Annotated in this window: 18 protein-coding genes, 1 tRNA gene and 1 other RNA gene; 4 read left to right on the plus strand and 16 right to left on the minus strand. The window is 71.6% G+C overall.

Going from position 1 to position 23840, the window contains the following annotated elements; translation table 11 throughout:
• Positions 1–26 precede the first annotated feature (26 nt).
• From ACIQID_RS14770 to ACIQID_RS14780, 3 genes are all read left to right on the plus strand, one after another.
• Positions 27–103, plus strand: a tRNA-Pro gene (locus ACIQID_RS14770).
• A 68-nt stretch (positions 104–171) separates the two neighbouring features.
• Entirely contained in the window at positions 172–648 is a 477-nt protein-coding gene (locus tag ACIQID_RS14775; protein ID WP_312675501.1) for a VanZ family protein, read from the plus strand.
• On the plus strand, positions 645–1412 hold the full coding sequence (locus tag ACIQID_RS14780) for an HAD-IIB family hydrolase (protein WP_400286475.1): 768 nt from the start codon (positions 645–647) through the stop codon (positions 1410–1412). The genes ACIQID_RS14775 and ACIQID_RS14780 overlap by 4 nt, the downstream gene beginning before the upstream one ends.
• 88 nt (positions 1413–1500) lie before the next feature.
• Here the strand turns inward: ACIQID_RS14780 and ACIQID_RS14785 are convergent, their stop codons facing one another.
• The 16 genes from ACIQID_RS14785 to ffs all read right to left on the minus strand — a co-directional run bounded on the left by ACIQID_RS14785 (position 1501) and on the right by ffs (position 20741).
• Positions 1501–2778, minus strand: a complete 1278-nt coding sequence (locus ACIQID_RS14785) for an alpha-hydroxy-acid oxidizing protein (protein ID WP_400286478.1) — start codon at positions 2776–2778, stop codon at positions 1501–1503.
• Positions 2779–2788: 10 nt separating this feature from the next.
• Positions 2789–3511 carry an FCD domain-containing protein gene (locus ACIQID_RS14790; RefSeq protein ID WP_331201981.1) on the minus strand — a complete coding sequence of 241 codons (723 nt, stop codon included), beginning with the start codon at positions 3509–3511 and terminating at the stop codon, positions 2789–2791.
• 159 nt (positions 3512–3670) lie between these two features.
• Positions 3671–4324 carry a thymidine kinase gene (locus tag ACIQID_RS14795; protein WP_312675505.1) on the minus strand — a complete coding sequence of 218 codons (654 nt, stop codon included), beginning with the start codon at positions 4322–4324 and terminating at the stop codon, positions 3671–3673.
• Positions 4325–4333: 9 nt separating this feature from the next.
• Positions 4334–5806, minus strand: a complete 1473-nt coding sequence (locus tag ACIQID_RS14800) for a malate:quinone oxidoreductase (RefSeq protein ID WP_400286483.1) — start codon at positions 5804–5806, stop codon at positions 4334–4336.
• A 46-nt stretch (positions 5807–5852) separates the two neighbouring features.
• On the minus strand, positions 5853–6923 hold the full coding sequence (locus ACIQID_RS14805; protein WP_136051091.1) for an aspartate-semialdehyde dehydrogenase: 1071 nt from the start codon (positions 6921–6923) through the stop codon (positions 5853–5855).
• Positions 6924–7261: 338 nt separating this feature from the next.
• Positions 7262–8542 (minus strand): aspartate kinase, encoded by a 1281-nt coding sequence (locus ACIQID_RS14810; protein WP_025104257.1) that lies wholly within the window; start codon positions 8540–8542, stop codon positions 7262–7264.
• 81 nt (positions 8543–8623) lie between these two features.
• Complete coding sequence (locus tag ACIQID_RS14815; protein ID WP_331201982.1) at positions 8624–9538, minus strand: DMT family transporter; 915 nt, start codon at positions 9536–9538, stop codon at positions 8624–8626.
• Complete coding sequence (gene recR / locus ACIQID_RS14820) at positions 9535–10128, minus strand: recombination mediator RecR (RefSeq protein WP_025104255.1); 594 nt, start codon at positions 10126–10128, stop codon at positions 9535–9537. The genes ACIQID_RS14815 and recR overlap by 4 nt, the downstream gene beginning before the upstream one ends.
• Positions 10128–12395, minus strand: coding sequence for a DNA polymerase III subunit gamma and tau (locus ACIQID_RS14825; protein WP_400286488.1), 2268 nt, complete (start codon positions 12393–12395; stop codon positions 10128–10130). The genes recR and ACIQID_RS14825 overlap by 1 nt, the downstream gene beginning before the upstream one ends.
• Before the next feature lie 126 nt (positions 12396–12521).
• Complete coding sequence (locus ACIQID_RS14830) at positions 12522–15029, minus strand: glycoside hydrolase family 65 protein (RefSeq protein WP_400286491.1); 2508 nt, start codon at positions 15027–15029, stop codon at positions 12522–12524.
• Positions 15026–15784: a beta-phosphoglucomutase family hydrolase gene (locus ACIQID_RS14835; RefSeq protein ID WP_312675514.1), complete on the minus strand. Its 759-nt coding sequence runs from the start codon at positions 15782–15784 to the stop codon at positions 15026–15028. The genes ACIQID_RS14830 and ACIQID_RS14835 overlap by 4 nt, the downstream gene beginning before the upstream one ends.
• A gap of 99 nt (positions 15785–15883) precedes the next feature.
• On the minus strand, positions 15884–17104 hold the full coding sequence (locus ACIQID_RS14840) for an acetate kinase (protein ID WP_312675515.1): 1221 nt from the start codon (positions 17102–17104) through the stop codon (positions 15884–15886).
• The gene (pta, locus tag ACIQID_RS14845) at positions 17101–19230 is read right to left on the minus strand and encodes a phosphate acetyltransferase (protein WP_312675516.1); all 2130 of its coding nucleotides are present in this window, start codon (positions 19228–19230) and stop codon (positions 17101–17103) included. Before pta ends, ACIQID_RS14840 begins: the two co-directional genes overlap by 4 nt.
• A 62-nt stretch (positions 19231–19292) precedes the next feature.
• Positions 19293–19991, minus strand: a complete 699-nt coding sequence (locus ACIQID_RS14850; protein WP_400286496.1) for a hypothetical protein — start codon at positions 19989–19991, stop codon at positions 19293–19295.
• Positions 19988–20596, minus strand: coding sequence for a rhomboid family intramembrane serine protease (locus ACIQID_RS14855; RefSeq protein ID WP_400286499.1), 609 nt, complete (start codon positions 20594–20596; stop codon positions 19988–19990). Before ACIQID_RS14855 ends, ACIQID_RS14850 begins: the two co-directional genes overlap by 4 nt.
• Positions 20597–20644: 48 nt before the next feature.
• Positions 20645–20741: signal recognition particle sRNA small type (gene ffs / locus ACIQID_RS14860), an RNA gene on the minus strand.
• A gap of 65 nt (positions 20742–20806) precedes the next feature.
• Between ffs and ACIQID_RS14865 the strand changes: the two genes are divergently transcribed.
• The gene (locus ACIQID_RS14865) at positions 20807–23740 is read left to right on the plus strand and encodes a DEAD/DEAH box helicase family protein (RefSeq protein ID WP_400286502.1); all 2934 of its coding nucleotides are present in this window, start codon (positions 20807–20809) and stop codon (positions 23738–23740) included.
• Positions 23741–23840 lie beyond the last annotated feature (100 nt).

Here is a 23840-nt window from a genome sequence, read left to right on the forward strand (position 1 = left end):
CGCTGTAGACTCGGAGGGTTGCAAAACGGGGTGTGGCGCAGCTTGGTAGCGCGCTTCGTTCGGGACGAAGAGGTCGCAGGTTCAAATCCTGTCACCCCGACCAGTGACACGAGAAGGCCGCCCGCAAGGGCGGCCTTCTCTGTATCGGGATGTCGTGCGAGAGGGGAACGCATGGGGAGGCTCCTGCCGCCGCCGCGCCGTTCGACGCGCGTCTGGGCCCTCGCTCTCGGGCTTCCGTTCCTCGCCGGCATCGCGTTCCTCACGCTCACGCCCGCGCGGGTGGAGCAGACGATGCCCTCCGTGGTGGACGTCGCCCTCGGCGCGCTCCACCGCATCGGCTGGACGGGCCTCGACTTCACGCGTCTCGAGATCCTCGCGAACGTCGTCGTCTTCGTCCCCGTCGGCATCCTCGCGTTCCTGCTCCTGCCCCGTCGGCTCTGGCCGCTGTCGCTGCTGATCGGCCCGGCGCTCTCCGTGGCGATCGAGACCGCCCAGGCCGTGGCCCTCCCCCATCGCGCCGCCACGGCGGGCGATGTGCTGGCCAACTCCACGGGTGCGTCGGTCGGCGTCGCCCTCGCGGTCCTGTGCACCCTGCTCGCCGCCACACCGTCCTCTCGGCCCGGAACGCCTAGGGTGGAGGCATCATGACATCGCCCTCTCTCGTCGCCTTCGACCTCGATGACACGCTCGCGCCGTCCAAGGGCACGATCGACCCGCGGATCGCCGCGCTCCTGAACGAGCTGCTCCGGTCCGTCGACGTCGCCATCATCTCCGGCGGCAACGAGGCGCAGTTCCGCACGCAGGTGGTGGCGCAGCTCGCCGACGCCGACCCCGCGGCCCTCTCCCGCCTGCATCTGCTTCCCACGTGCGGCACGCGGTATCTGCGGCACGACGGCACGGACTTCGTGGCGGTGTACGCGCACGATCTGAGCGGCGAGGAGAAGTCCGCCGCCCTCACGGCTCTCCGTGAGGAGGCGGAGCGCCTCGGGCTCTGGGAGACCGAGCCCTGGGGCGAGATCCTCGAGGACCGCGGCTCGCAGATCACGTTCTCGGCACTCGGCCAGCAGGCGCCGCGCGACGCGAAGCACGCGTGGGATCCGACGGGTGCGAAGCGCGGGGCGCTGCGCGATGCCGTCGCCGCGCGGCTGCCGGGCCTCGAGGTGCGCTCCGGCGGCTCGACCTCCATCGACATCACCCGTGCCGGTATCGACAAGGCGTTCGGCATGCGGCAGCTCGCCGCGCACACCGGGATCGAGCTCACGGCGATGCTGTTCTACGGCGACCGTCTCGACGAGGGCGGCAACGACTACCCCGTCCTGGCGCTGGGTGTGCCATCGGTGGCCGTCGAGGGCTGGGAAGACACGGCTGCGCGCCTGGAAGCCCTCCTGCCGACCCTCTCCACCCGGGTCTGACGGGTACGGCCGCACGGCCTCGACCCGCCTGCACGACGGGACGGCCGGATCCGTCGTGCAGGCGTTGCCGAGTCGTGCGGGCAGGCGGTCAGCGCACCTCGACGCCCGCCGCGCGGGAGACGGGCACCAGACGGGTGAGCTGGGTCACGTGCCCGGGCTCCAGCTCCGCGAGCGAGGCCACGCCCAGCAGCCGCATCGTGCGCTCGATCTCGCCGCGCAGGATGGCGATCGTGCGGTCGACGCCCTGCCGACCTCCCGCCATGAGGCCGTAGAGGTAGGCGCGGCCGATCAGCGTGAAGTCGGCACCGAGCGCGACGGACGCCACGATGTCGGCGCCGTTCATGATGCCGGTGTCGATCATGACCGTGAAGTCGTCGCCGACCGCCCGACGGACCTCGGGCAGGAGGTGGAACGGGATCGGGGCGCGGTCGAGCTGGCGGCCACCGTGGTTGGAGAGCACGATGCCGTCGACGCCCGCGTCGCGCAGGCGCACGGAGTCCTCGATGTTCTGCACGCCCTTGATGACGATCTTGCCGGGCCAGATGTCGCGGATGACGGCGAGGTCGTCATAGCTGATCGTCGGGTCCATCGCCGCGTCGAGGAGCTCGCCCACGGTGCCGCCGGTCGTGCTCAGCGACGCGAACTCCAGCTTCGGGGTGGTCAGGAAGTCGAACCACCACCAGGGTCGCGGGATGGCGTTGATGATCGTGCCGAGGGTGAGCTGCGGCGGGATGCTGAAGCCGTTGCGCTTGTCGCGGAGCCGGGCGCCGGCGACCGGGGTGTCGACGGTGAACTGCAGCGTGTCGAAGCCCGCGGCGGCGGCGCGACGGGCGAGCTCGTACGAGATCTCGCGGTCGCGCATGACGTAGAGCTGGAACCAGTTCCGACCGGGCACGGGGCCCTGCGGCTCCCGCACCGTCGCCGCCTTGACGTCTTCGATCGAGGTGGTCCCGAGGGTGGACAGCGTGAACGGGATGCCCGCGGCGGCCGCGGCACCGGCGCCCGCGATCTCGCCCTCGGTCTGCATGAGCCGGGTGAAGCCGGTCGGCGCGATGCCGAACGGGAGCGCGGACGGACTGCCGAGGATGTCGACGGCCGTGTCGACGTCCGGCGCCGGCTTGAGGATGCCGGGGTGGAACTCCACGTCCTGGAACGCCTGGCGGGCCCGGCTCAGCGACAGCTCGCCCTCGGCGGCGCCGTCCGTGTAGTCGAAGGCGGCCTTGGGCGTGCGGCGCTTGGCGATCTTCCGCAGATCGTCGATGGTGAGCGCGGCGTCGAGGCGGCGCTTGCGTCCGTCGAGCTCGGGCTTCTTGAACTTCATGAGCTCCAACAGCTCGGCGGGATTGGGGAGCTGGCGCTGGACCATTGTCTGCCTCTCAGTTCTGCGGGGGGATCGTGCGGGTGAGGCCCGCGGCGGTGTAGTAGCCGGTGATGTGGGCGCGGATCAGGCGCCGGGCGGTGTCGACATCGCCCGCGTCGATCGCGGCGACCAGCGCACGGTGCTCGGACCGCAGGCGGTCGACCATGCGGTCCCAGTCGTCGACGGTCGCCGCGCCCGCGAGCACGTACGACTCGATGGCGGAGCGGAGTCCCGCCATCATCGCCGCGATGACGGTGTTGCCGCTGCCCTCCGCGAGGGAGAGGTGCAGCTGGGCGTCGAGGGCCAGGAACTCGGCCGGAGTGAGTGCGCCGTCATCCATGGCAGCGAGCAGCTCGTGCGCCCGCGCGGTGTCCCGATGGGCGGCCGATGCCATAGCGTCGACGACCGCATCCTCGAGCACGAGCCGCGTGCGGACGACGTCGTCGAGGGGGAAGCCCTGCGCGGCCACCTGGAGCCGGAGGAGCGCCGACATCCCGCCGGTGGGGGTGGCGATCACGATGGCGCCCGCCTGCGGCCCGGAGCCGGTGGCGGTGCGGATGAGGCCGAGCACCTCGAGCACGCGGAACGCCTCCCGGACGCTCGATCGTCCGACACCGAGGTCGCTCGCGAGGTCCCTTTCGGACGGCAGCCGGTCCCCCGGCCCGAGACGACCGTCGAGCAGATCACGCTCGATGTGCTCGAGCACGAGTCGCCATGCGCGTGCCGGCTGGTCCGTCATCCCGCCTCCTGTGGTCAGACCACAGGTTAGCGCGTGTGGTCAGACCACGCAATGCGGCACTGTTGCGCGCGCGATCCACCCCCCTTCCGTGCGTCCCGGCAGCGTGCGCGCGCACGCAGAGGGGTGGGGCGACCGCAGAGGGGTGGGTCGACGGGAGGGTCAGCCGAGACGGCCGCCCGACTCCTCCAGGTAGCAGGTGCCGCACAACGATTCGTAGGTCGTGAGCTCGGGCGAGGCGGAGCCGTCGGCACCCTCGTCGATCGCGACCTGGTCGCCGTCGAAGACGAAGCGGCCGCCGACCACGCGGCCGTTGAACACCGCCTTGCGCCCGCAGCGGCAGATGGTCTTGAGCTCTTCCAGGGAGTGCGCGATGGCCAGAAGACGGGCGGAGCCGGGGAACGCGTGGGTGCGGAAGTCGTTGCGGATGCCGTAGGCCATCACCGGGATGCCGTCCTCCACCGCGATGCGGAAGAGATCGTCGATCTGAGCGGGCGTGAGGAACTGCGCCTCGTCGATGAGGAGACAGGCCACGTCGACCGGGCCGGTCGGGAGGAGCTCCTCCTCCGTGGACCGCCGCATGCGCTCGCGGTGGACCCCGAAGAGCGCGCGCACGTCATCGTCCGGACCGATGAGGAAGTCGACCGGCCGCGTGACGCCGAGGCGGCTCTCGATCTGCCCCGCGCCCTTGGTATCGATCGCCGGCTTGGCGAGGAGCACGTGCTGGCCGCGCTCCTCGTAGTTGTAGGCGACCTGCAGCAGGGCGGTCGACTTCCCCGAGTTCATCGCGCCGTAGCGGAAGTAGAGCTTCGCCACGGTCCGAGGTCAGGCGTTGATGCCGAGGACGGCGGCGGTCGCGGTGGTCGATTCCTCCGCGAGCTCCGCGTCGCCGTTGAGCTTCCGGCCGAAGGTGGGGATGAGCGCGCGCAGCTGCGACTCCCAGCCCGGGTACTCCTCGGGGAAGCACTTCTTCAGCAGATCGAGCATGATCGGCACGGCCGTCGATGCCCCGGGCGATGCGCCGAGGAGGCCGGCGATCGAGCCGTCACCCGAGGCGACCACCTCGGTGCCGAACTGCAGCACGCCGCCCTTCTTCGGGTCCTTCTTCATGACCTGGGCGCGCTGACCGGCGTCGATGAGCGTCCAGTCCTCATCCTTGGCCGTCGGCATGAAGGTGCGCAGGCTGTCGACCTTCTTGCGGTGGTTCTTCATCAGCTCGCTGATGAGGTACGTGATGAGGTCGGGGTTGGCGAAGGCGACGCGCAGCATCGGCCAGAGGTTGTGCGGCCGCACCTGCGTGACGATGTCGAGCATCGAGCCGTTCTTGAGGAACTTCGGGCTGAACGTCGCGAACGGTCCGAACATGAGCGACGCCTCACCGTCGACGACACGTGTGTCGAGGTGCGGCACCGACATCGGCGGCGCGCCGACCGAGGCCTGCGAGTAGACCTTCGCCTTGTGCTGCGCGACGATCTTCGGATTCGTCGTCTTGAGGAACTGACCGCCGATCGGGAAGACGCCGTAGCCCTTGATCTCAGGGATGCCGGAATTCTGCAGGAGCTTCAGCGCCCAGCCGCCGGCCCCGACGAACACGAACTTCGCCTTGATCTCGTTCGGGGTGCGGCCGATCGTCGTGCGGTACTTGATGAGCCAGGTGCCGTCCTTCTGACGCTTGAGCGACTTGACCTCGTGGTTCGTACGCACCGAGACGCCCGAGTCGCGGAGGTGACCGAAGAGCTGGTGCGTGAGGGCGCCGAAATCGACGTCGGTGCCGGCGGGCACCCGGGTCGCCGCGAACGGCTCGCCCTTCCGGCGCTTCTGCATGAGCAGCGGCGCCCACTGGTTGATGACGCGGGAGTCTTCGCTGTACTCGATCCCCGCGAACAGCGGCTGCTCCTTGAGCACCTCGTAACGCTTCTTGAGGTAGGCCACATCCTTCTCGCCCCGCACGAACGTCATGTGCGGCGTCGCGTTGATGAAGGTCGACGGCTCGTCCAGCACACCCTTCTCGACGAGGGAGGACCAGAACTGGCGGCTCTGCTGGAACTGCTCGTTGATCGAGATCGCCTTGGCGGGGTCGAGCGGAGCGTCGCCCTGCTGCGGCATGTAGTTCAGCTCACACAGCGCGGCGTGCCCGGTCCCGGCGTTGTTCCAGGGGTTCGAGCTCTCCTGCGCCACGTCCGACAGCCGCTCGAAGGCGACGATCTTCCAGTCCGGCTGCAGCTCGTGCAGCAGGGTACCCAGGGTGGCGCTCATGATGCCACCGCCGATCAGGACGACATCGACGTTTTCAGTCACTCGAACAGTCTAGTTCGCGGCCAGGACACCGCAGACCATGCGACCCTCAGGCGACCGGGGCCAGACGCTCCGCGAGCACCTCGGCGATCTGCACCGCGTTCAGCGCCGCTCCCTTGCGGAGGTTGTCGTTGCTGATGAAGAGCACGAGCCCCTTGCCCTCCGGAGCCGACTGGTCGGCGCGGATGCGACCCACGAAGCTCGGGTCCTTGCCCGCGGCCTGCAGCGGGGTCGGCACCTCGTCGAGCACGACACCGGGCGCCGCGCTCAGCACCTCTGTGGCGCGCTCCGGGGTCAGGTCGCGGGAGAACTCGGCGTGGATCGACAGCGAATGACCCGTGAACACCGGCACGCGGACGCAGGTGCCGGCGACGCGCAGATCGGGCAGCTCGAGGATCTTCCGGCTCTCGTTGCGGAGCTTCTTCTCCTCGTCGGTCTCGTTGTCCCCGTCGTCCACGAGGTTCCCCGCGAGCGGGATCACGTCGAAGGCGATCGGCGCGACGTACTTCTCGGGCTCGGGGAAGTCGACCGCGGAGCCGTCGTGCACGAGGCGGAGGGTGTCGCCCTGCGCGAGCACGCCCTCGACCTGGCCGAGCAGCTCCTGCGCGCCGGCGAGTCCGGAGCCGGACACCGCCTGGTAGGTCGACACGATCAGGCGCTCCAGGCCGGCCTCGGCGTCGAGGACCTTGAGCACCGGCATCGCCGCCATCGTGGTGCAGTTCGGGTTCGCGATGATGCCCTTGGGCCGGTCGTCGATCGCATGCGGGTTGACCTCGCTGACGACGAGGGGGACCTCGGGATCCATCCGCCAGGCGCTCGAGTTGTCGACGACCACCGCTCCGGCCTCGGCGAACCGCGGCGCGTAGGCACGACTGGCGGTGGCGCCGGCGGAGAACAGGGCGATGTCGATACCGGACGGGTCGGCGGCCTCGACATCCTCGACGATGACCGTCTGCCCACCGAACTCGATCGCCGTTCCCGCGGAACGCGCCGAGGAGAACAGCCGCAGCTCGCGGATCGGGAACGAACGCTCCGCGAGAATCTCGCGCATCACGGTGCCCACCTGGCCGGTGGCGCCGACGATGGCGACGGAGAGTCCTGATTCGGAGATGCGGGTCATGATGTTCCTTGGCTTCGTGCGGTACGGCGTACGAGGCTACGGGCGCGGCGTCGGGATGCTGAGGCTGCGCCTGGCGCCGGTGTCAGGGTTTCCGCGAGTCTATCGCGCTGCGACCACCCCGAAGACCGCCTGTTTCACGAAGGCAGCCGCCCGCGGCGAATCAGGCGAACACGGGACAACAGGCACGCGTGCACAGGGCCGCCTGAACCCGCGCGAACGCCTGAGCAGACGCACACCCCGGGAGACAAACAGACCCACGAGAACAGGCGAACACGGGACAACAGGCACGCGTGCACAGGGCCGCCTGAACCCGCGCGAACGCCTGAGCAGACGCGGGGTCAGCGACCGGTGCCGGCGTGGACCGTGGCCTCCGCGTCGCCGTCGAGACCGTAGGCGGTGTGCACGGTGCGGGCGGCCTCGGTGAGGTCGGTGTCGCGGAGCACGACCGAGATGCGGATCTCCGACGTGGAGATCATCTCGATGTTGATGCCGCCGGCGGACAGCGCCTCGAACAGGGTCGCCGAGACACCGGAATGCGTGCGCATCCCCGCGCCGACCACCGACAGCTTGCCGATCTGGTCGTCGTGGATGAGGTTCTGGAAGCCGACCTCGGTCTGCTCGCCGGCGAGGGCCTTGAGCGCGGCAGCGGCGTCGGCCTTCGGGACCGTGAAGGAGATGTCCGTGCGCCCGGTGGCGGAGACGTTCTGCACGATCATGTCGACGTTGGCGCCGGACTTCGCGACGATCTTGAAGATCTCGGCGGCCTTGCCGGGGACGTCGGGCACCCCGGCGACGGTGATCTTGGCCTGGCTGAAGTCGGTGGCGACGCCGGCGACGATCGGTTCTTCCATGACTGCTCCCTCGGCTTCGCGAGGGTTCTTCATACCCTCGCCCAGAACGTATGTGCCCTCGGCCGACGAGAACGTCGACCGGGCGTGGATGAGGACGCCGTGCCGGCGGGCGTACTCCACGGCACGGATGTAGAGGACCTTGGCGCCGTTGGCGGCGAGCTCCAGCATCTCCTCGCTGGAGACGTGGTCGAGCTTCTGCGCCTTCGGGATCACGCGCGGGTCGGCGGTGAAGATGCCGTCCACGTCGCTGTAGATCTCGCAGACATCCGCCGACAGCGCGGCCGCCAGCGCGACGGCCGTCGTGTCCGACCCGCCACGGCCGAGCGTGGTGATGTCGCGGGTGTCGCGGTTGAAGCCCTGGAAGCCGGCGACGATGACGATCGCGCCCTCGTCGAGCGCCTCGCGGAGCCGGACCGGGGTGACGTCGACGATGCGCGCCGCCCCGTGCTGCGAGTCGGTGATCATGCCGGCCTGGCTGCCGGTGAACGACCGGGCCTCGAAGCCCATCGAGTGGATCGCCATCGCCAGCAGCGCCATCGAGATCCGCTCGCCGCTGGAGAGGAGCATGTCGAGCTCGCGCGGGGCGGGGATCGGCGCGACCTCGTTCGCGAGGTCCAGCAGCTCATCGGTCGTGTCGCCCATGGCGCTCACAGCGACGACCACGTCGTGACCGGCGCGACGGGTGTCGACGATGCGCTTGGCGACGCGCTTGATGCTCTCTGCGTCGGCGACCGACGAGCCGCCGTACTTCTGCACGATGAGGGCCACGTTCACTCCCTGGGATGTCGGGCGGATCCGCCCACGGTCATTCTACGATCGGCGCGCATGCCGCCCCGCGCATGTGACGGCTCAGGCGGGGGCGGGCGGGACGGGCGTCACCGGACGCAGCCGCCCTCCGGTGGCGGCGAACCAGCACCCGATGATGATCAGCGGGAATCCCAGGAGGAGTCCCGGGGTGAGGGGTTCGGCGAGCACGATGGCCCCGAGCACGATCGCCACGACCGGGTTCACGTAGGTGAACAGCGGTGCCCTGACCGGTCCGACCTCGCGGATCAGCGCGAAGAAGGCCAGGAAGGCCAGCGCCGTGCAGATGACGGCGAGGGCGAGCAGGGCGCCGATCGACGGGAGCGTGGGCACCTCGTGCTGGGTGAGCAGACCGATCGGGAGGTAGAAGATGCCGATCATGAGCAGCGACAGGGTGATCGTGCCGAGCGAGGGGACGTCGTTCAGCTTGCGCGCCACGATGAACGGCGCGATCGCGTACAGCACCGCGACGAGCAGCACCTCCCCCGCCGCGAGCAGGCTCACCTCTCCCCCGAAGAGCCCCGGCCCCGCCACGACGATGGCGACGCCGATGAAGCCGACCAGCAGGCCGATGCCGCGGGCGGGACGCAGCACGCCACGGTCGCCACCGCCCAACGCGATGAGGGCGGCGAACAGCGGCACCGTGGCGACGAGGAGTCCGGTCATTCCGGAGGGCAGCGTCATCTCGGCGTGCCCGAGGAGGAGGAACGGTCCGGCCATCTCCACGGCCCCGAAGGCCAGCACCCACGGCCAGTGCCGCAGCGCCGCGCGGAGGGCGCCGCTGCGCAGGGCGAACGGCAGCAGGAGGAGAGCGGCGATCAGGGTCCGTCCCGCGACGATCGCCGGCGGGGAGATCGAGTCCACCGCCACGCTGATGAAGAGGTAGGGCACGCCCCAGAGCAGGGCCATGACTCCGAAGAGCAGCCAGCCCCGGCGCGAGAAGCCGGACTGCGGGGTCACAGCACGCGCCGGCCCTCGAAGGCCCGGCCGAGCGTCACCTCGTCCGCGTACTCGAGGTCGCCGCCGACCGGGAGGCCCGAGGCGAGCCGCGAGACCGTGATCTGCATCGTCGTCAGGAGCCGGCTCAGGTAGCTCGCCGTCGCCTCCCCCTCCAGGTTGGGGTTCGTGGCGATGATGACCTCCTGCACGGTGCCGTCGGCGAGCCGCGTCATGAGCTGGGCGATCCGCAGGTCGTCCGGTCCGATGCCCGCGATGGGGCTGATCGCGCCGCCGAGCACGTGGTACAGGCCGCGGAACTCCCGCGTGCGCTCGATCGCCGCGACGTCCTTCGCGTCCTCGACCACGCAGATCAGTGCCTGGTTGCGGCGGGGGTCGCGACAGATCGCGCAGCGTTCCTGCTCCGCGACGTTGCCGCAGATCTCGCAGAAGCGGACCCGGATGCGGATCTCGGTCAGCAGCTCGGCGAGACGGGCGACGTCGAACGTCGGCGTCTGCAGGATGTGGAAAGCGATGCGCTGCGCCGACTTCGGGCCGATGCCGGGAAGGCGGCCGAACTCGTCGATCAGCTCTTGGACGATGCCGTCGTACATCAGGAGAACCTCGTGGGGGGCTCGTAGGGCTCTTCGCGAAGGAACGTCGCGCCGAGCACCTGGCGGATCACGGCCTCTCCGTAGCGCTGCACGCCGCCGGCGGCGGGGGTGCGCTCGACGACGACCGGTGGAGCGGCCGTGGGGGCCGTGCGCGCGGCCGCCTGCGGGGCCGCCGCCGGAGTCGCGCGTGGGGAGGGAGGGCGGTCGTACGGAGCCGGGGGCTCGTAGGCCGGATCGTACGGCGGCTCCTCGTCGAATGCGGGAGCGTCGTCATCACCGGGCAGCGGCAGCTCGTCGCGGTCGACCCTGCCGTCGGCCGGCGGGGTCGGGGCAGCGGAGGCGGCCTCGACCTCCTCCGGCTCGTCGTCGACGGCGAGGGGAGCCGTGGGTGCGGGCGCAGCGGCGGCCGTCGCGGTCGGGATCGGTGCGACCGCCCACTCCGTCACGGGGGCCGCGGCGGCGCGCGTCTGCGGACGGGAGGGAGGTGCTGACGCAGGCTCCGATGCGGGAGCGGCGTCGGCCGGTGCAGCGGAACCGGAGGAGGCCGGCTGCCGCGGCGCCCCACCGGGCGGCATCGGGGCGGGGAGGTACTTGACCCGCACCCCGACCTCCTGCTCGATGGCCGTGCGGAGGTGGTCGGACGGGCCGGAGCCCGGCGTGGTCCCCTTGAACTTCGCGACGTCGTGCTGGCTCGTGAATCCGAGGGTCAGGACCTCGGAGTCGCCGTCGTACGCCAGCGGCTGCACAGCGGTGGCGAGCAGCCAGGACGTGCGGCTGATGCCTTCGAGACGCTTCAGCACGGCCGGCCAGGCGTCGCGGACGCGGTCGAACGTGACGGGAGCGGACGGCGCGACGGACGACTCCGGGGTCGGAGCGGGCGCGGGCTCCGGGGCGGGGCCGGGCTCCGGAGAGGGCTCGGCGGCCGGCGTGGGACCGGAGGCCGCCGGCGTGGGAGCGGCCGGCGCGGACGAGGTCGATGCCTCGGGCGGCGCCGGCGGCGTCGCCCTCTCGGGCGCGGGCTCGGGCACGGGCGCGGTCGGGACGGTCGCCGAGGGCGGCGCCGATGTCGGCGGGATCACCGGCGGATGCGTCGTCGCCGGCGGGTGCAGCGCACCCGATGCCGAGGCGCCGGACGGGGCCGAGCCACCGGGAGCGGCCGCGAGGACACGGGCGACCATGAGCTCGAGGTGGAGTCGCGGTGACGTGGCGCCGGACATGTCGTCGAGCGCCGCGCTGACCACGTCGGCCGTACGGGAGAGCCGCGCGGCACCGAAGGACTCGGCCTGGCGGCGCATCCGGTCGAGCTCGTCCTCGGCGATGCCGCGGAGCACCGCGGAGGCGCCGGAGCCGACGGCGGCGATGACGATGAGGTCGCGCAGGCGCTCCAGGAGGTCGTCGACGAAGCGCCGCGGGTCCTGTCCGGTCTGCACCACGCGGTCGATGGCCGGGAAGGCGGTCGCGGCGTCGCCCGCGGCCAGCGCATCGACGATCTCGTCGAGGAGCGCCCCGTGGGTGTACCCGAGCAGCGCCACCGCCCGCGCGTAGCCGACCGTGACGGTCTCGGAGCCGGCCGGGGCATCCGATCCCGCGATCAGCTGGTCCAGCAGCGACAGCGTGTCGCGGGGAGAGCCTCCCCCGGCGCGGACGACGAGCGGCAGCACACCCTGCTCGACGATCACGCCCTCTTCCGCGCACAGCTTCTCGACGTACTCGAGCATCGCAGCGGGCGGCACCAGCCGGAACGGGTAGTGATGCGTGCGCGAGCGGATCGTGCCGAGGACCTTCTCGGGCTCCGTCGTGGCGAAGATGAACTTGACGTGGGGCGGGGGCTCCTCCACCAGCTTCAGCAGGGCGTTGAAGCCCTGCGGGGTCACCATGTGGGCCTCGTCGAGGATGAAGATCTTGAAGCGGTCACGGCTCGGGGCGAAGGTGGCCCGCTCCCGCAGGTCGCGCGCGTCGTCGACGCCGTTGTGGCTCGCGGCGTCGATCTCGACCACGTCGAGCGATCCGCCGCCGGCCCGGGAGAGCTCGACGCAGCTCGGGCACGTCCCGCAGGGGGTGTCGGTCGGCCCCTCGGCGCAGTTCAGGCACCGCGCGAGGATGCGCGCCGAGGTGGTCTTGCCGCAGCCGCGGGGACCGGAGAACAGATAGGCGTGGCCCACGCGGTCGCCGCGCAGCGCGGTCATGAGCGGATCGGTCACCTGCGACTGCCCGATCATCTCGCCGAACGTCTCGGGTCGGTAGCGGCGGTAGAGGGCTGTGGTCACCCCTCCAGCCTACGGCGTGCCACCGACGTTGCTCCCCTCTCGCTCGACCCGGCCCCTTTCACGCGAGCCACCCCCTTGCGGACGCCCGCAAGGGGGTGGGACACACGCGAAGGGGTGGGTCGGCGGTCAGTCGAGGTTCTCGATGACGGGGATCGCGCTCGTGATCACCGGGACCGAGGCCGAGAGACGGGTGCCGTCGTCGCGGCGGGCGTCGGCGAACTCCTGCAGCGTCGGGCGTCCGGGGATCACCGGTCCCTGGTTCGCGAGGGGGACGATGACCTCGTCCTCCAGGGTCGCGATGTAAGCGTTGTCGCGCACGCTGAACGGCACCGGAGGGCCGCTGCGCACCTGCACCCGCAGCTCGTGCCGCGTGACGGTCACCTGCATCGCCGTCCCCTGCCACTGCAGCGGGAACGACAACGACGGCCAGGATTCGGGAAGGCGCGGGTCGAAGCTGAGGTCGCCGCCGTAGTCGCGCATGCCGCCGAATCCGCAGACGAGGGCCGTCCACACACCGCCGGCCGAGGCGACGTGCACGCCGTCGGCCGCATTGTGGTGCAGGTCGTGCAGATCGACGAACAGCGACTGCTCGAAGTACTTCTGCGCGAGGTCCTGATAGCCCACCTCGGCCGCGAGGATCGACTGCACGACCGCGGACAGGGTCGAATCGCCCGTCGTCAGCGGGTCGTAGTAGTCGAAGTCGGCCTTCTTCTCCTCGGGCGAGAAGTGGTTGCCCTGCAGGAACAGCGCCAGCACGACGTCGGCCTGCTTGAGCACCTGGAAGCGGTAGATCACGAGCGGGTGGAAGTGCAGCAGCAGCGGGCGCTGGTCGGCCGGGGTGTTCGCGAGGTCCCAGACCTCGCGCTCCAGGAACAGCGAGTCCTGCGGGTGGATGCCGAGGCTCTCGCTGTACGGGATGTACATCGCCTCCGCCGCCCGCTCCCAGGACTCCGCCTCACCGGAGCCGAGACCCGTCCGCTCGACGAGGGCCGCGTAGTCCTCCGGGTAGCTGTCGCGGATCTCGCGCACGACCTTGGCCGCGTAACGCAGGTTGTACCGCGCCATGACGTTCGTGTACAGGTTGTCGTTCACGACGGTCGTGTACTCGTCCGGGCCGGTGACACCGTGGATGTGGAACGTCTGGATCCCGTCGCCGGCACCGGACTGCTCCACCAGCCGCGACCCCCGCCAGAAGCCCAGGGTGGCCCAGAGCCGCGCGGTCTCGATCGCGACGTCTGCCCCCTCCCGGCGCAGGAACGCCTCGTCCCCGGTCGCCCGCACGTACTTGCCGAGCGCGAAGCTGATGTCGGCGTTGATGTGGTACTGCGCGGTGCCGGCGGCGTAGTACGCCGAGGCCTCCTCGCCGTTGATCGTGCGCCACGGGAACAGCGCGCCGGCCTCGTTGAGCTGGGCGGCCCGGCGGCGCGCGGCGGGGAGCATCTTCACCCGGGCTCGCAGCGCGTTGTAGGCCCAGCGCGGCGTCGTGTAGGTGAGGAACGGGAGCACGTAGATCTCGGTGTCCCAGAAGTAGTGGCCGCTGTAGCCCGAACCGGTCAGGCCCTTGGCGGGGACGCCGGCGCCGTCGGCCCTGGCCGAGGCCTGCGCGAGCTGGAACAGGCACCAGCGCGTGGCCTGCTGCAGGTCGTCGCGCCCGCCGATCTGCACGTCGCTGCGCTCCCAGAACGCGTCGAGCCACTCGCGCTGGCGACGGAAGACCGTCTCCACGCCCTCGTCCGCGGCCCGGTCGAGCGAGCGACGGCAGCGATCGACGAGCTCGCGCGGGGGCACGCCGCGCGAGGAGTGGTAGCTGACGAGCTTGGTGATCGTGATGGGCACGCCGGCCTTCGCCTGCACGCGGAAGACGTTCTTGGCGATGTCCGGCTCGATGAGCGTCCGGACGTTGTAGTCGTTCTCCGTCTCGATGATGTGGTCGGCCACGACGGCGACGGTCATGCCGGACGCGGCGACCCGGTACGACAGCGCGGAGCGCAGGCCGTCCTGCCAGTGCTCCGCCGGCTGCAGCACACGGTCGGCGATGCGCTCGGCCTTGCGCGGATCGAACGCGGCACCCTTGGTCGTCATCGGGGAGCCGGCGTACACGCCCGCGCCGTCCTGACGGTTCAGCAGCTGGCAGCTGATCGTGACCGGGGCGTTGGCGTTCTCGACGACGACCTCGAGTCGCAGCACCGCGAGGTGCCGCTCCTCGAAGCTCACGAGACGCTGATCCCGCATGCGCACCCGCTTGCCGGAGGGGGTCTCCCAGACCACGCGCCGCTCCAGCACGCCCGTGCGCATGTCGAGCGTGCGGGCGTACTCCCGCACGTCCGCGTCGTCGAGGGAGATCGGCTCGTCGTCGACGTAGAGCCGCATCACCTTGGCGTCGGGGGCGTTGACGATGGTCTGGCCGACCTCGGCGAAGCCGTACGCCTGCTCGGCGTGCCGGATGGGCCACGTCTCGTGCAGCCCGTTGATGAAGGTGCCGTGCTCCTGCGCGCCGCGCCCCTCGATGTGGTTGCCCCGGAGTCCGAGGTAGCCGTTGCCGACCGAGAACAGCGTCTCGCCGACGCCCTCCTCCGAGTAGCGCGTCTCGATGAGACGCCACGGGTCGACGGGGAAGCGGTCGCGGTCGATCATGCGGTCTCCGGGGTGTCGGTGCGGGTGGCGGGAAGCAGGACGCCGAGGTCGTCGACGACGTGGGTCGCACCGGCGGCGCGCAGCGCGTCGGCGCCCGCGCCGCGGTCGACGCCGATGACGACCGCGTAGCCGGCCGCGGCGGCGGAGGCGGCGCCGGAGGTGGCGTCCTCGACGGCGATGCTGCGGGCGGGGTCGACGCCGAGGGCCGTGGCGCCGGCGGCGAACATGTCGGCCGCGGGCTTGGAGGCGAGGTGCTCGCGCTCGGCGACGACGCCGTCGATCACGACGCGGAAGAAGGACCGGATGCCGGCGGCCGCCAGCACCTCCTCGGCGTTCTTGGAGCTGGAGACGACGCCGAGGGGGATCCCGGCGGCGTGCAGCGCCTCGACCACGGCGAGGGAGCCGGGGAACGGAGCGATGCCCTGGCTGCGGAGGGACGTCGCGAACGCGGCGTTCTTGCGGTTGCCGATCCCGCAGATGGTCTCGGCGGACGGGTCGTCGTCCACGGATCCCCAGGGCACCTCGACGTTGCGGCTGCGCAGCAGGCTCGCGACGCCGTCGTAGCGCTTCTTCCCGTCGACGTAGGCGAAGTAGTCCTCGTCGGTGTACGGCGGCGTGATGTCCCAGCGGGCGAAGACGTCGTCGAAGACCGCCTTCCAGGCGCGCATGTGCACCTCGGCGGTCGGCGTGAGGACGCCGTCGAGGTCGAACAGCACACCGTCGGCGTGGAACAGGTCGGGCAGCGCGTCTGGCACAGAGCCTCCAGGAGAAGGACGAGGGTCGGGTCGGCACCTCTCCGTGCCACTGTGCAAGCGTAATGGCGGTGGCGCGCGCGGGGTAACCCCGGACCCGGATCAGAGCAGCTCGGCGGTCTGCCTGGCGATCTGCAGCTCCTCGTCGGTGGGGACGACGAGGACCGTCACGGCGGACGCATCGGTCGAGATGACGCGGACCCCGCGCTCCTTCGCCTCGTTGCGGGCGGGGTCGATCTCGATACCGGCGAAGCCGAGCGTCGCCATCGCCGCTGCCCGGACGGGGGCCGCGTTCTCGCCGACGCCGGCGGTGAAGGAGACCACGTCGACCCCGCCGAGCTGCGCGATGTACGCGCCGGCATAGGCCCGCAGACGGTGGACGTACACGTCGAAGGCGAGCGTGGCGGCCTCCTCGCCCGCGGCGACGCCGGCGAGGATGTCGCGCATGTCGCTGCGACCGGCGAGTCCCGCCAGCCCGCTGCGGGTGTTCAGCAGCGTGTCGAGGTCGTCGATCGTGTAGCCGGCGCGGCGGGACAGGTGCACGAGGGCGGCCGGATCGAGGTCGCCAGAGCGCGTCCCCATGACGAGGCCCTCGAGCGGCGTCAGGCCCATCGAGGTCTCCACCGAGCGCCCCCCGTCGATCGCGGTGACCGACGCGCCGTTGCCGAGGTGGAACACGAGCTGCCGGAGCGTCCCGAGGTCGCGCCCCAGGAAGCGCGCGGCGGTCTCGCTGACGTACTGATGGCTCGTGCCGTGGAAGCCGTACCGACGGACCCGGTGCTCGGCGGCGAGCGCCGCATCGATCGCGTACGTGTAGGCCGCCGGCGGGAGCGTCTGATGGAACGCGGTGTCGAAGACCGCGACATGCGGGACATCGGAGAACACGGCACGCGCCGCCCGGATGCCGGCGAGGTTCGCCGGGTTGTGCAGCGGCGCGAGCACGGCCAGCTCGCCGATCTGCCGCTCGACGTCGGCGTCGATCAGGGTCGGCGCGTAGAACCGCGCCCCACCGTGCACGACCCGATGCCCCACCGCGACCGGCGCATGGGCGTCGAGCGAGGGACCGTGCGCGGCGAACTGCGCGCGCATGACCTCGAAGGCCGCGGCGTGGTCGGGGATGGACTGCTCGTCGCGGTAGGTGGCGTCGAGCATCGTCGCCGACGGTCCGTCACCCGGCTCCGGGTGCACGGTGTGGGCGACGGGGCTGGAATCCTGTCCGATGCGCTCGATGAGCCCGCTGGCGAGTTCATCCTCGTGCGCGGTGTCGATGAGGCTGTACTTCAGCGAGGACGACCCGCTGTTGATGACGAGGATCGCGCTCACGCCTCCTCCCCCGATCGCTCGTCGCCCTGGGCCTGGATCGCCGTGATGGCCACCGTGTTCACGATGTCGTCGACGAGCGCACCGCGGGACAGGTCGTTGATGGGCTTGTTGAGTCCCTGCAGCACCGGACCGATGGCCACGGCGCCGGCGGAGCGCTGCACCGCCTTGTAGGTGTTGTTGCCGGTGTTGAGGTCGGGGAAGACGAACACGGTCGCCCGCCCCGCCACCGCCGAGTCCGGCAGCTTGGCCTTGGCGACCGCCGCGTCGGCGGCGGCGTCGTATTGGATGGGACCCTCCACGAGGAGTTCGGGAGCGCGCTCGCGCACGAGCGCCGTCGCCGCCCTGACCTTGTCGACGTCGGCCCCCGACCCGGACTCGCCGGTGGAGTACGACAGCATCGCCACGCGGGGGTCGATGCCGAACTGCCGGGCGGTGGTGGCGGACGAGATCGCGATGTCGGCGAGCTGCTCGGCCGTGGGATCGGGGATGACCGCGCAGTCGCCGTACACGAGCACGCGGTCGGCGAGGGCCATGAGGAACACGCTGGAGACGACGTTCACCCCCGGCTTCGTCTTGATGATCTCGAAGGACGGCCGGATCGTGTGCGCCGTGGTGTGCGCGGCACCGGAGACCATGCCGTCGGCGAGCCCGAGGTGCACCATCATCGTCCCGAAATAGGAGACGTCGGTGACGGTGTCGGCGGCCTGCGCGAGCGTGATCCCCTTGTGGGACCGCAGCCGGGCGTACTCGGCGGCGAAGCGCTCCACGAGGGCCGGGTCGGTGGGACTCAGCACCTGAGCGCCCGCGATGTCGAGGCCGAGTTCCGCCGCCCGCGCGCGGATCGCACCGTCGTCGCCGAGGATGGTCAGCTCCGCCACCTCGCGGGACAGCAGCGCCGCCGCCGCCCGGAGGATGCGGTCGTCGTCGCCCTCGGGGAGGACGATGTGGCGACGGTCGGACCGCGCGCGTTCCATCAGGCCGTACTGGAACATGAGCGGCGTGACGACGTGCGACTCGGCGAGACCGAGCTGCTCGGTGAGCTCGGCCACGTCGACATGCGCCTGGAAGAGTCCGAGCGCCCGGTCGTAACGACCGCGCGAATCGGCGGAGATACGGCCGCGGGCGCCCATCACCCGCACCGCCGTGTCGTAGGTGCCGAGGTCGGTGGTGATGATCGGCACCGAGGAGGCGAAGCCGTCGAGCAGCTGGAGGATCGGGTCCGGCAGCGGGAAGGGCCCGTTGAGGATGATCCCGGCGATCCGCGGGAACGTGCCGGAGGAGTCGGCGAGGAGGGCGGCGAGCAGCACCTCGGTGCGGTCGGCGGGGATCACGACGACGGCCTCGTCGGTGAGGCGCGGCAGGACGTTCACCATCGACATGCCGGCCACGACGATCGACAGCGCGACGGCGGTCAGACGATCCTCGTCGCCCTTGAGCAGCGTCCCGTCGACCGCGGAGACGATGCCGCGGATGGACGGCGCGACGAGCGCGCGATCCTCGGGCAGCGCCCAGACCGGGGTGGCGGCGGGGACCACGGCCCGCACCGCGTCGACGATGGCATCGAGCCCGTCGGGGTCGGCCCTGTTCACGGCCACCGCGAACAGCTCCGCGCGCTCCTCGGCGAGTTCCGGCAGCGCCAGGGCGGCGATCTGGCCGACGGCGGCGGGCACCCGAGCGGTCGTGGTGCCGAGCTGCTCGGCCTGCCGCTGCTGGTCCCGGCCGCTCAGCACGAGCAGGACGGGGGCGCCGAGGTTCGCCGCGATCCGGGCGTTGAAGCCGAGCTCGGCGGGGCTCGCGACGTCGGTGTAGTCGCTGCCGACGATCACGACGGCGTCGCACTGCGCCTCGACGGCCTTGAAGCGCGCGACGATGGTCGACAGCGCGCCCTCCGGATCAGCGCGCACGTCGTCGTAGGTGACCCCGATGCAGTCCTCGTAGTCGAGCTGGACGCCGTCGTGGGCGAGCAGCAGCTCGAGGATCTCGTCCCGCTCGGCGACCGCCCGGGCGATCGGGCGGAAGACGCCGACGCGCGGCGACACGCGCATCAGCGCGTCGAGCACCCCGAGGGCGATCGTCGACTTCCCGGTGTGGCCTTCGGCCGAGGTGATGTAGATGCTCCGCGACACGGCTCCAGCTTAGGCGGGCACCCCGACACCGTGCCCCGGCGCTGCCGTGACAAACGCGGGCGTCACTCGCACGGTCCGGAGAGCACGTCGACGACCGCCGTCGCGTCCTCCTGGTACCGCGTGTAGTAGTCCCGATCGGTGTTCACCTGCACCCGGTGGATGGCGTGCGACGGGGCCATCGACCGCCAGTCGGGGATCCGCGCCAGGCGCTCGAAGAACAACCGGGCGGCGGTGGCGGGATCCATCCGCTGCTCCGCGCTGCCCCACCAGTCCTGCTGCTGGAAGAGGCCGATGCTCGTCGTGCGCGATCCATCCGGATTGGTCCAGCCGCGCGTCTCCCAGTCCCCGTAGTCGATGTTGCGGAGGCTGCTCTCCCCCATCGCGGTCATGACGCCGAGGATCTGGCCGTCCTGCGCGAACCCGAGCTCGTCGGCGGTGCGGATGATGGTCGCGGCGTTCTCGAGCTGCTCGCCGCTCCATCCGGCGACGCCCGCCTGGGGGAAGGTCGACGGGCGGTCGAGGCAGACCGGCGCCGGATCCCTCGCCAGTCCCAGGGGGATGAGCACGAACAGCACCGCCACAGCGGCCACCACCGCGGCCGACACCGCGACGCGCTGCAGGATCCGCTTCCGCCGGGCACGCCGGGCGACCCGACGGCGGGCCTCGCGGCGTCGGCGTGCGGCCGCCTCCCGCGACGGGGCCGGTCGACGGGCGGCGGCGGACCGCTTCGCCGCCGTCCCCCTCGTGCGCGGAGCCGTCATCGCCCGACGGCGCGGCGCCGGTCGGGACGCCGTCCGGCGAGCGCGGCCGCTGCGCCCCCGATCGCGCCGAAGAGATGGCCCTGCCAGGACACGCCGTCCGCGACGCCGAACACCCCGGCCAGCATGGTGCCGCCGTACAGGCCGATCACGACGACGGCGATCACCGCGTAGAGGATGCGGTGCGACACGCGGCCGGGAGCGAACACCCGCATCACCACGTAGCCGAAGTACCCGAACACGAGTCCGGAGGCGCCGACCGTCAGCGTGCCGGGGGCGTTCACGAGCCAGGTGCCCAGCCCGCCGACGACCGCGACGATCACGGTGACCGCCCAGAACCGGCGTGTGCCCTCGACCGCGACCAGGCAGCCGAGCACGAGGAAGGGCACGGAGTTCGCGATCAGATGTGCCCAGCTCGCGTGCAGCAGCGGGGCGAAGACGATCCCCAGCAGTCCCGCGGGGTCCCATGAACGGATGCCGAGGCCGCTGAAGGAGCCCGGCAGCACGGCGTCCGCGAACTGCACCGCCCACATGGCCGCGAGCAGCAGCACGGGCGACGCGAATCGCCGCAGCGGATGCTCGGGTCTGGCCGGCGGAGGAACGGTCACCGCTCGATTCTCGCAGGCGCACCCTGCGGCCGGCTGGACGCGGGCAAAAGAAAAGACCCTCCGCGCACCCAGCAGAGCCCGGTTACCCTTGCTGCGTTTCCGCCCTGGGGGAATTGGCCTGGATGCCGCCACGCGGAGAGCCGTCGTCCACTCTACCCGACGCCGACCGGCGCGATGACACACCCCGGTCTTTGAGAGACTGTGCAGGTCATGGATCCGCTCACCCACCCGCTCTCGTCCTGGCGGTTCCGCGGCTCGCTGCGCACGTACCAGGCCGAGGTGCTGGAGCGCATCGAGGGCGGCTCCGACGACAAGATGCACATCGTCGCACCACCGGGTTCCGGCAAGACCCTGCTCGGGTTGCTGCTCGCCGCGCGGGAGGGGAGCCGCACGCTCGTCCTGACCCCCACGCTCACCATCCGCCAGCAATGGCTCCGGGAGGCGCGGAAGCTCGCCCCCGAGGACGATGCCGTCTCGGACGATCCGCGGCGACTCGGCGACCTCACGGTGCTGACCTATCAGCTGCTCAGCGTCACCGGCGACGGCTCTCCGTTCGAGGAGCTCGCGCGCCATCGGTGGATCGCCGAGCTCGCTGAGACCGAACGGTCCGAGGCCGAGGCGGCGACCTGGCTCGCCACGCTCGAGATCGACAACCCCGATCGCTACCGCTCCGGACTCCGCCGGCGGATACGCCGGGTGCGCCGCTCGTTCTCGCAGCAGCGCCCGGAGGAGCTGGCCCGGGTACTGCACCCCAACGCCGTGGCGCTCATCGACGCGATCGTCGGCTCCGGTGTCCGCACGATCGTCCTCGACGAGTGCCATCACCTGCTCGATCACTGGGCGCTGGTCGTCGCCTATCTGGCGGCGCGCGTCCGGGCCGCGGGGTGGCCCCCGGTCCTGATCGGCCTGACGGCGACGCTGCCCTCGCCGGACGACGGGGTCGAGTACGAGAACTACTCGCGCCTGCTCGGAGACGTGGACTACGAGGTGCCGGCCCCTGCCGTCGTCAAGGAGGGCCACCTCGCGCCCTACCGGGACTCGATCTGGTTCACCCAGCCGGATCCGACCGAGGCGGCCTTCATCCGACGACACGAAGCCCTGCTGGCGGACCTCGTCGGGCAGGTGCTGTCCTCGCCGGACGGCGTGGCCTATCTCGAGGCGACGCTGCAACCGGAGCCCGCAGCCGCCTCTGACCCGTCTGACGACACGAGCGCGCCCGACGTCGCCCGGCGCGCACGGCTGGAACAGGCGCTCTCCACGGACTTCCCGCTCACTAGGGCCGCCGGGGTCGTCCTCCGGGCCGTGGCGCCGGGGCATCCGCTGGGTGCGCTCCTGCCTCCGGTGCTGTTCGGCCGCTGCACGACCGACGACCTGCTGACCGTCCTCACCCGTTTCGCACAGACGCGCCTGCTCACCGACCCCGCCGCGCGCGGCCAGTGGGAGCACGTGCGCGGAGCCCTCGCGGACTTCGGCCTGCACCTCACCGACCGGGGGCTGCGACGCGGCCGGGACCCGGTGGAGACCACGCTGACGTCCTCGGTGGCGAAGGACCGCGCGGCCGTGGACATCCTGCACCGCGAGGTGAGCGGAGACGCCGGCGCCCAGGTGCGCGCGGTGGTCGTGACCGACTTCGTGGAGCACGGCAGCCGCCGCGGGCTCACCGGGCAGCCCGCCGGCGCGCTCCGCGTCTTCGATCTCCTGGCCACCGACAAGGTGACCGGGGCGCTGCGGCCGGTGCTGCTGACCGCTCATCATCTGCGGGTGCGTGCAGCCGACGCCGCCGATCTCGCGGAGCAGCTGTCCGCGGTGCTCGGAGACGAGGTGACGATCGCCGACGGAGCGGGAGCCACCCGGGATCTCCGCGTCGCCGAGGCCGGACGCGGACAGGTCGTCGCGGCGGTCTCGGAGCTGATCCGACGCGGCACCGTGCGGGTGCTCGTCGGCACTCGCGGGCTCCTCGGCGAAGGGTGGGACTGTCCGTCGGTGAACACCCTGATCGATCTGACCGCGGTGGCGACGAGCACCGGAACCCAGCAGCTCCGAGGGCGCACCCTGCGTCTCGACCCGGAGTGGCCCGAGAAGGTGGCGCACAACTGGTCGGTGGCGTGCCTCATCCCCGCGTCCGTCGACCTGGACAGCACCGCCGAGACGCAGCGCCTGCGACGACGACACGGGCATCTCTGGGGGCTCAGCGCCGACGACGGCACCCGGGTCGTCTCGGGACTGGATCACGCGCTCCCCTCCGCCGCGATCGCCGCCCTCGAAGACGTCCTCGACAAGGTCCCCGGCGCCACGATCGAGAGGATCAACGAGGAGACGCTCTCCCGGCTCCCCCCGCGCGCGCAGACCAGAGCGGACTGGCGGATCGGCGAGCCTCACGACTCCAGGGAGCGCGATGTGGTGTCCGTCCGCCCGACACCGGAGGCCCGTCTGCTGCGGACGGGACCGGCCCTCGCCGCCGCCGTGCCCCTGACCTTCGGAGTCAGCGCGACCGGCGTCGCCCTGGGGGCGACGGCGCTGGGCGCGGTCGGCGCGCTCTCCCTCCCGCTCGAGGCGGGCATCGCCGCCGCGGCCCTCGGCGGCGTGCTGGCGACCGCCGTCGTGTGCGGCTCCAGCGTGCTGCGCGCGCTGCGCCGCCTCCGTGACCCCGCCGCTCTGTACGGGGGCGCGGCGCTCGCCATCGCCCGATCCCTCCACGACGCCGGGCGGGTGGGCCCCTTCGACCCCTCGACCGTCCGGGTGCGCAGCCGGTCCGACGGCGAGTTCTGGATAGAGGTCGCCGGCCCGCGGCGCGACCGCGCACGGGTCGCCGACGCCCTGCAGGAGCTGTTCGCCGTGGCCGAGAGCCCGCGCTTCCTCCTCCGGGTCGACCAGGGCGTCTTCGGCCGCCCCGGTCCCGTGCTCGACCGCGTCCGCTCGCTCGTCGACCGTGCCGTCCCCGGCCGCCGTCTGCTGCCGGTGCCCACAGCGCTCTCCCGTCGCCGGGCCGACGCCGAGGCTTTCGCGGCGCGGTGGCGGGAGAGCGTCGGGCAGTGCGAACTCCACGAGCTCCGCGGGACCACCGGTCTCGTGCTGCTGCAGGTCGCCCGGCTCACCCCCGCCCTGCTCGACCCCGCGGAGCCGCGGTACCGGATCTGGGGCTAGCTGCCGGCCGGCCGTGTCCGGGAGGCCGAGCAGCCCGGCATGGTCCCGCAGGGCGTGCGGAGCGTACGATCGATGCACGCGCATCGTTGCGCCGGACGAG

The sequence above is a fragment of the Microbacterium sp. NPDC091676 genome (assembly GCF_044756645.1).
GTDB classification, from domain to species: domain Bacteria; phylum Actinomycetota; class Actinomycetes; order Actinomycetales; family Microbacteriaceae; genus Microbacterium; species Microbacterium paraoxydans_D.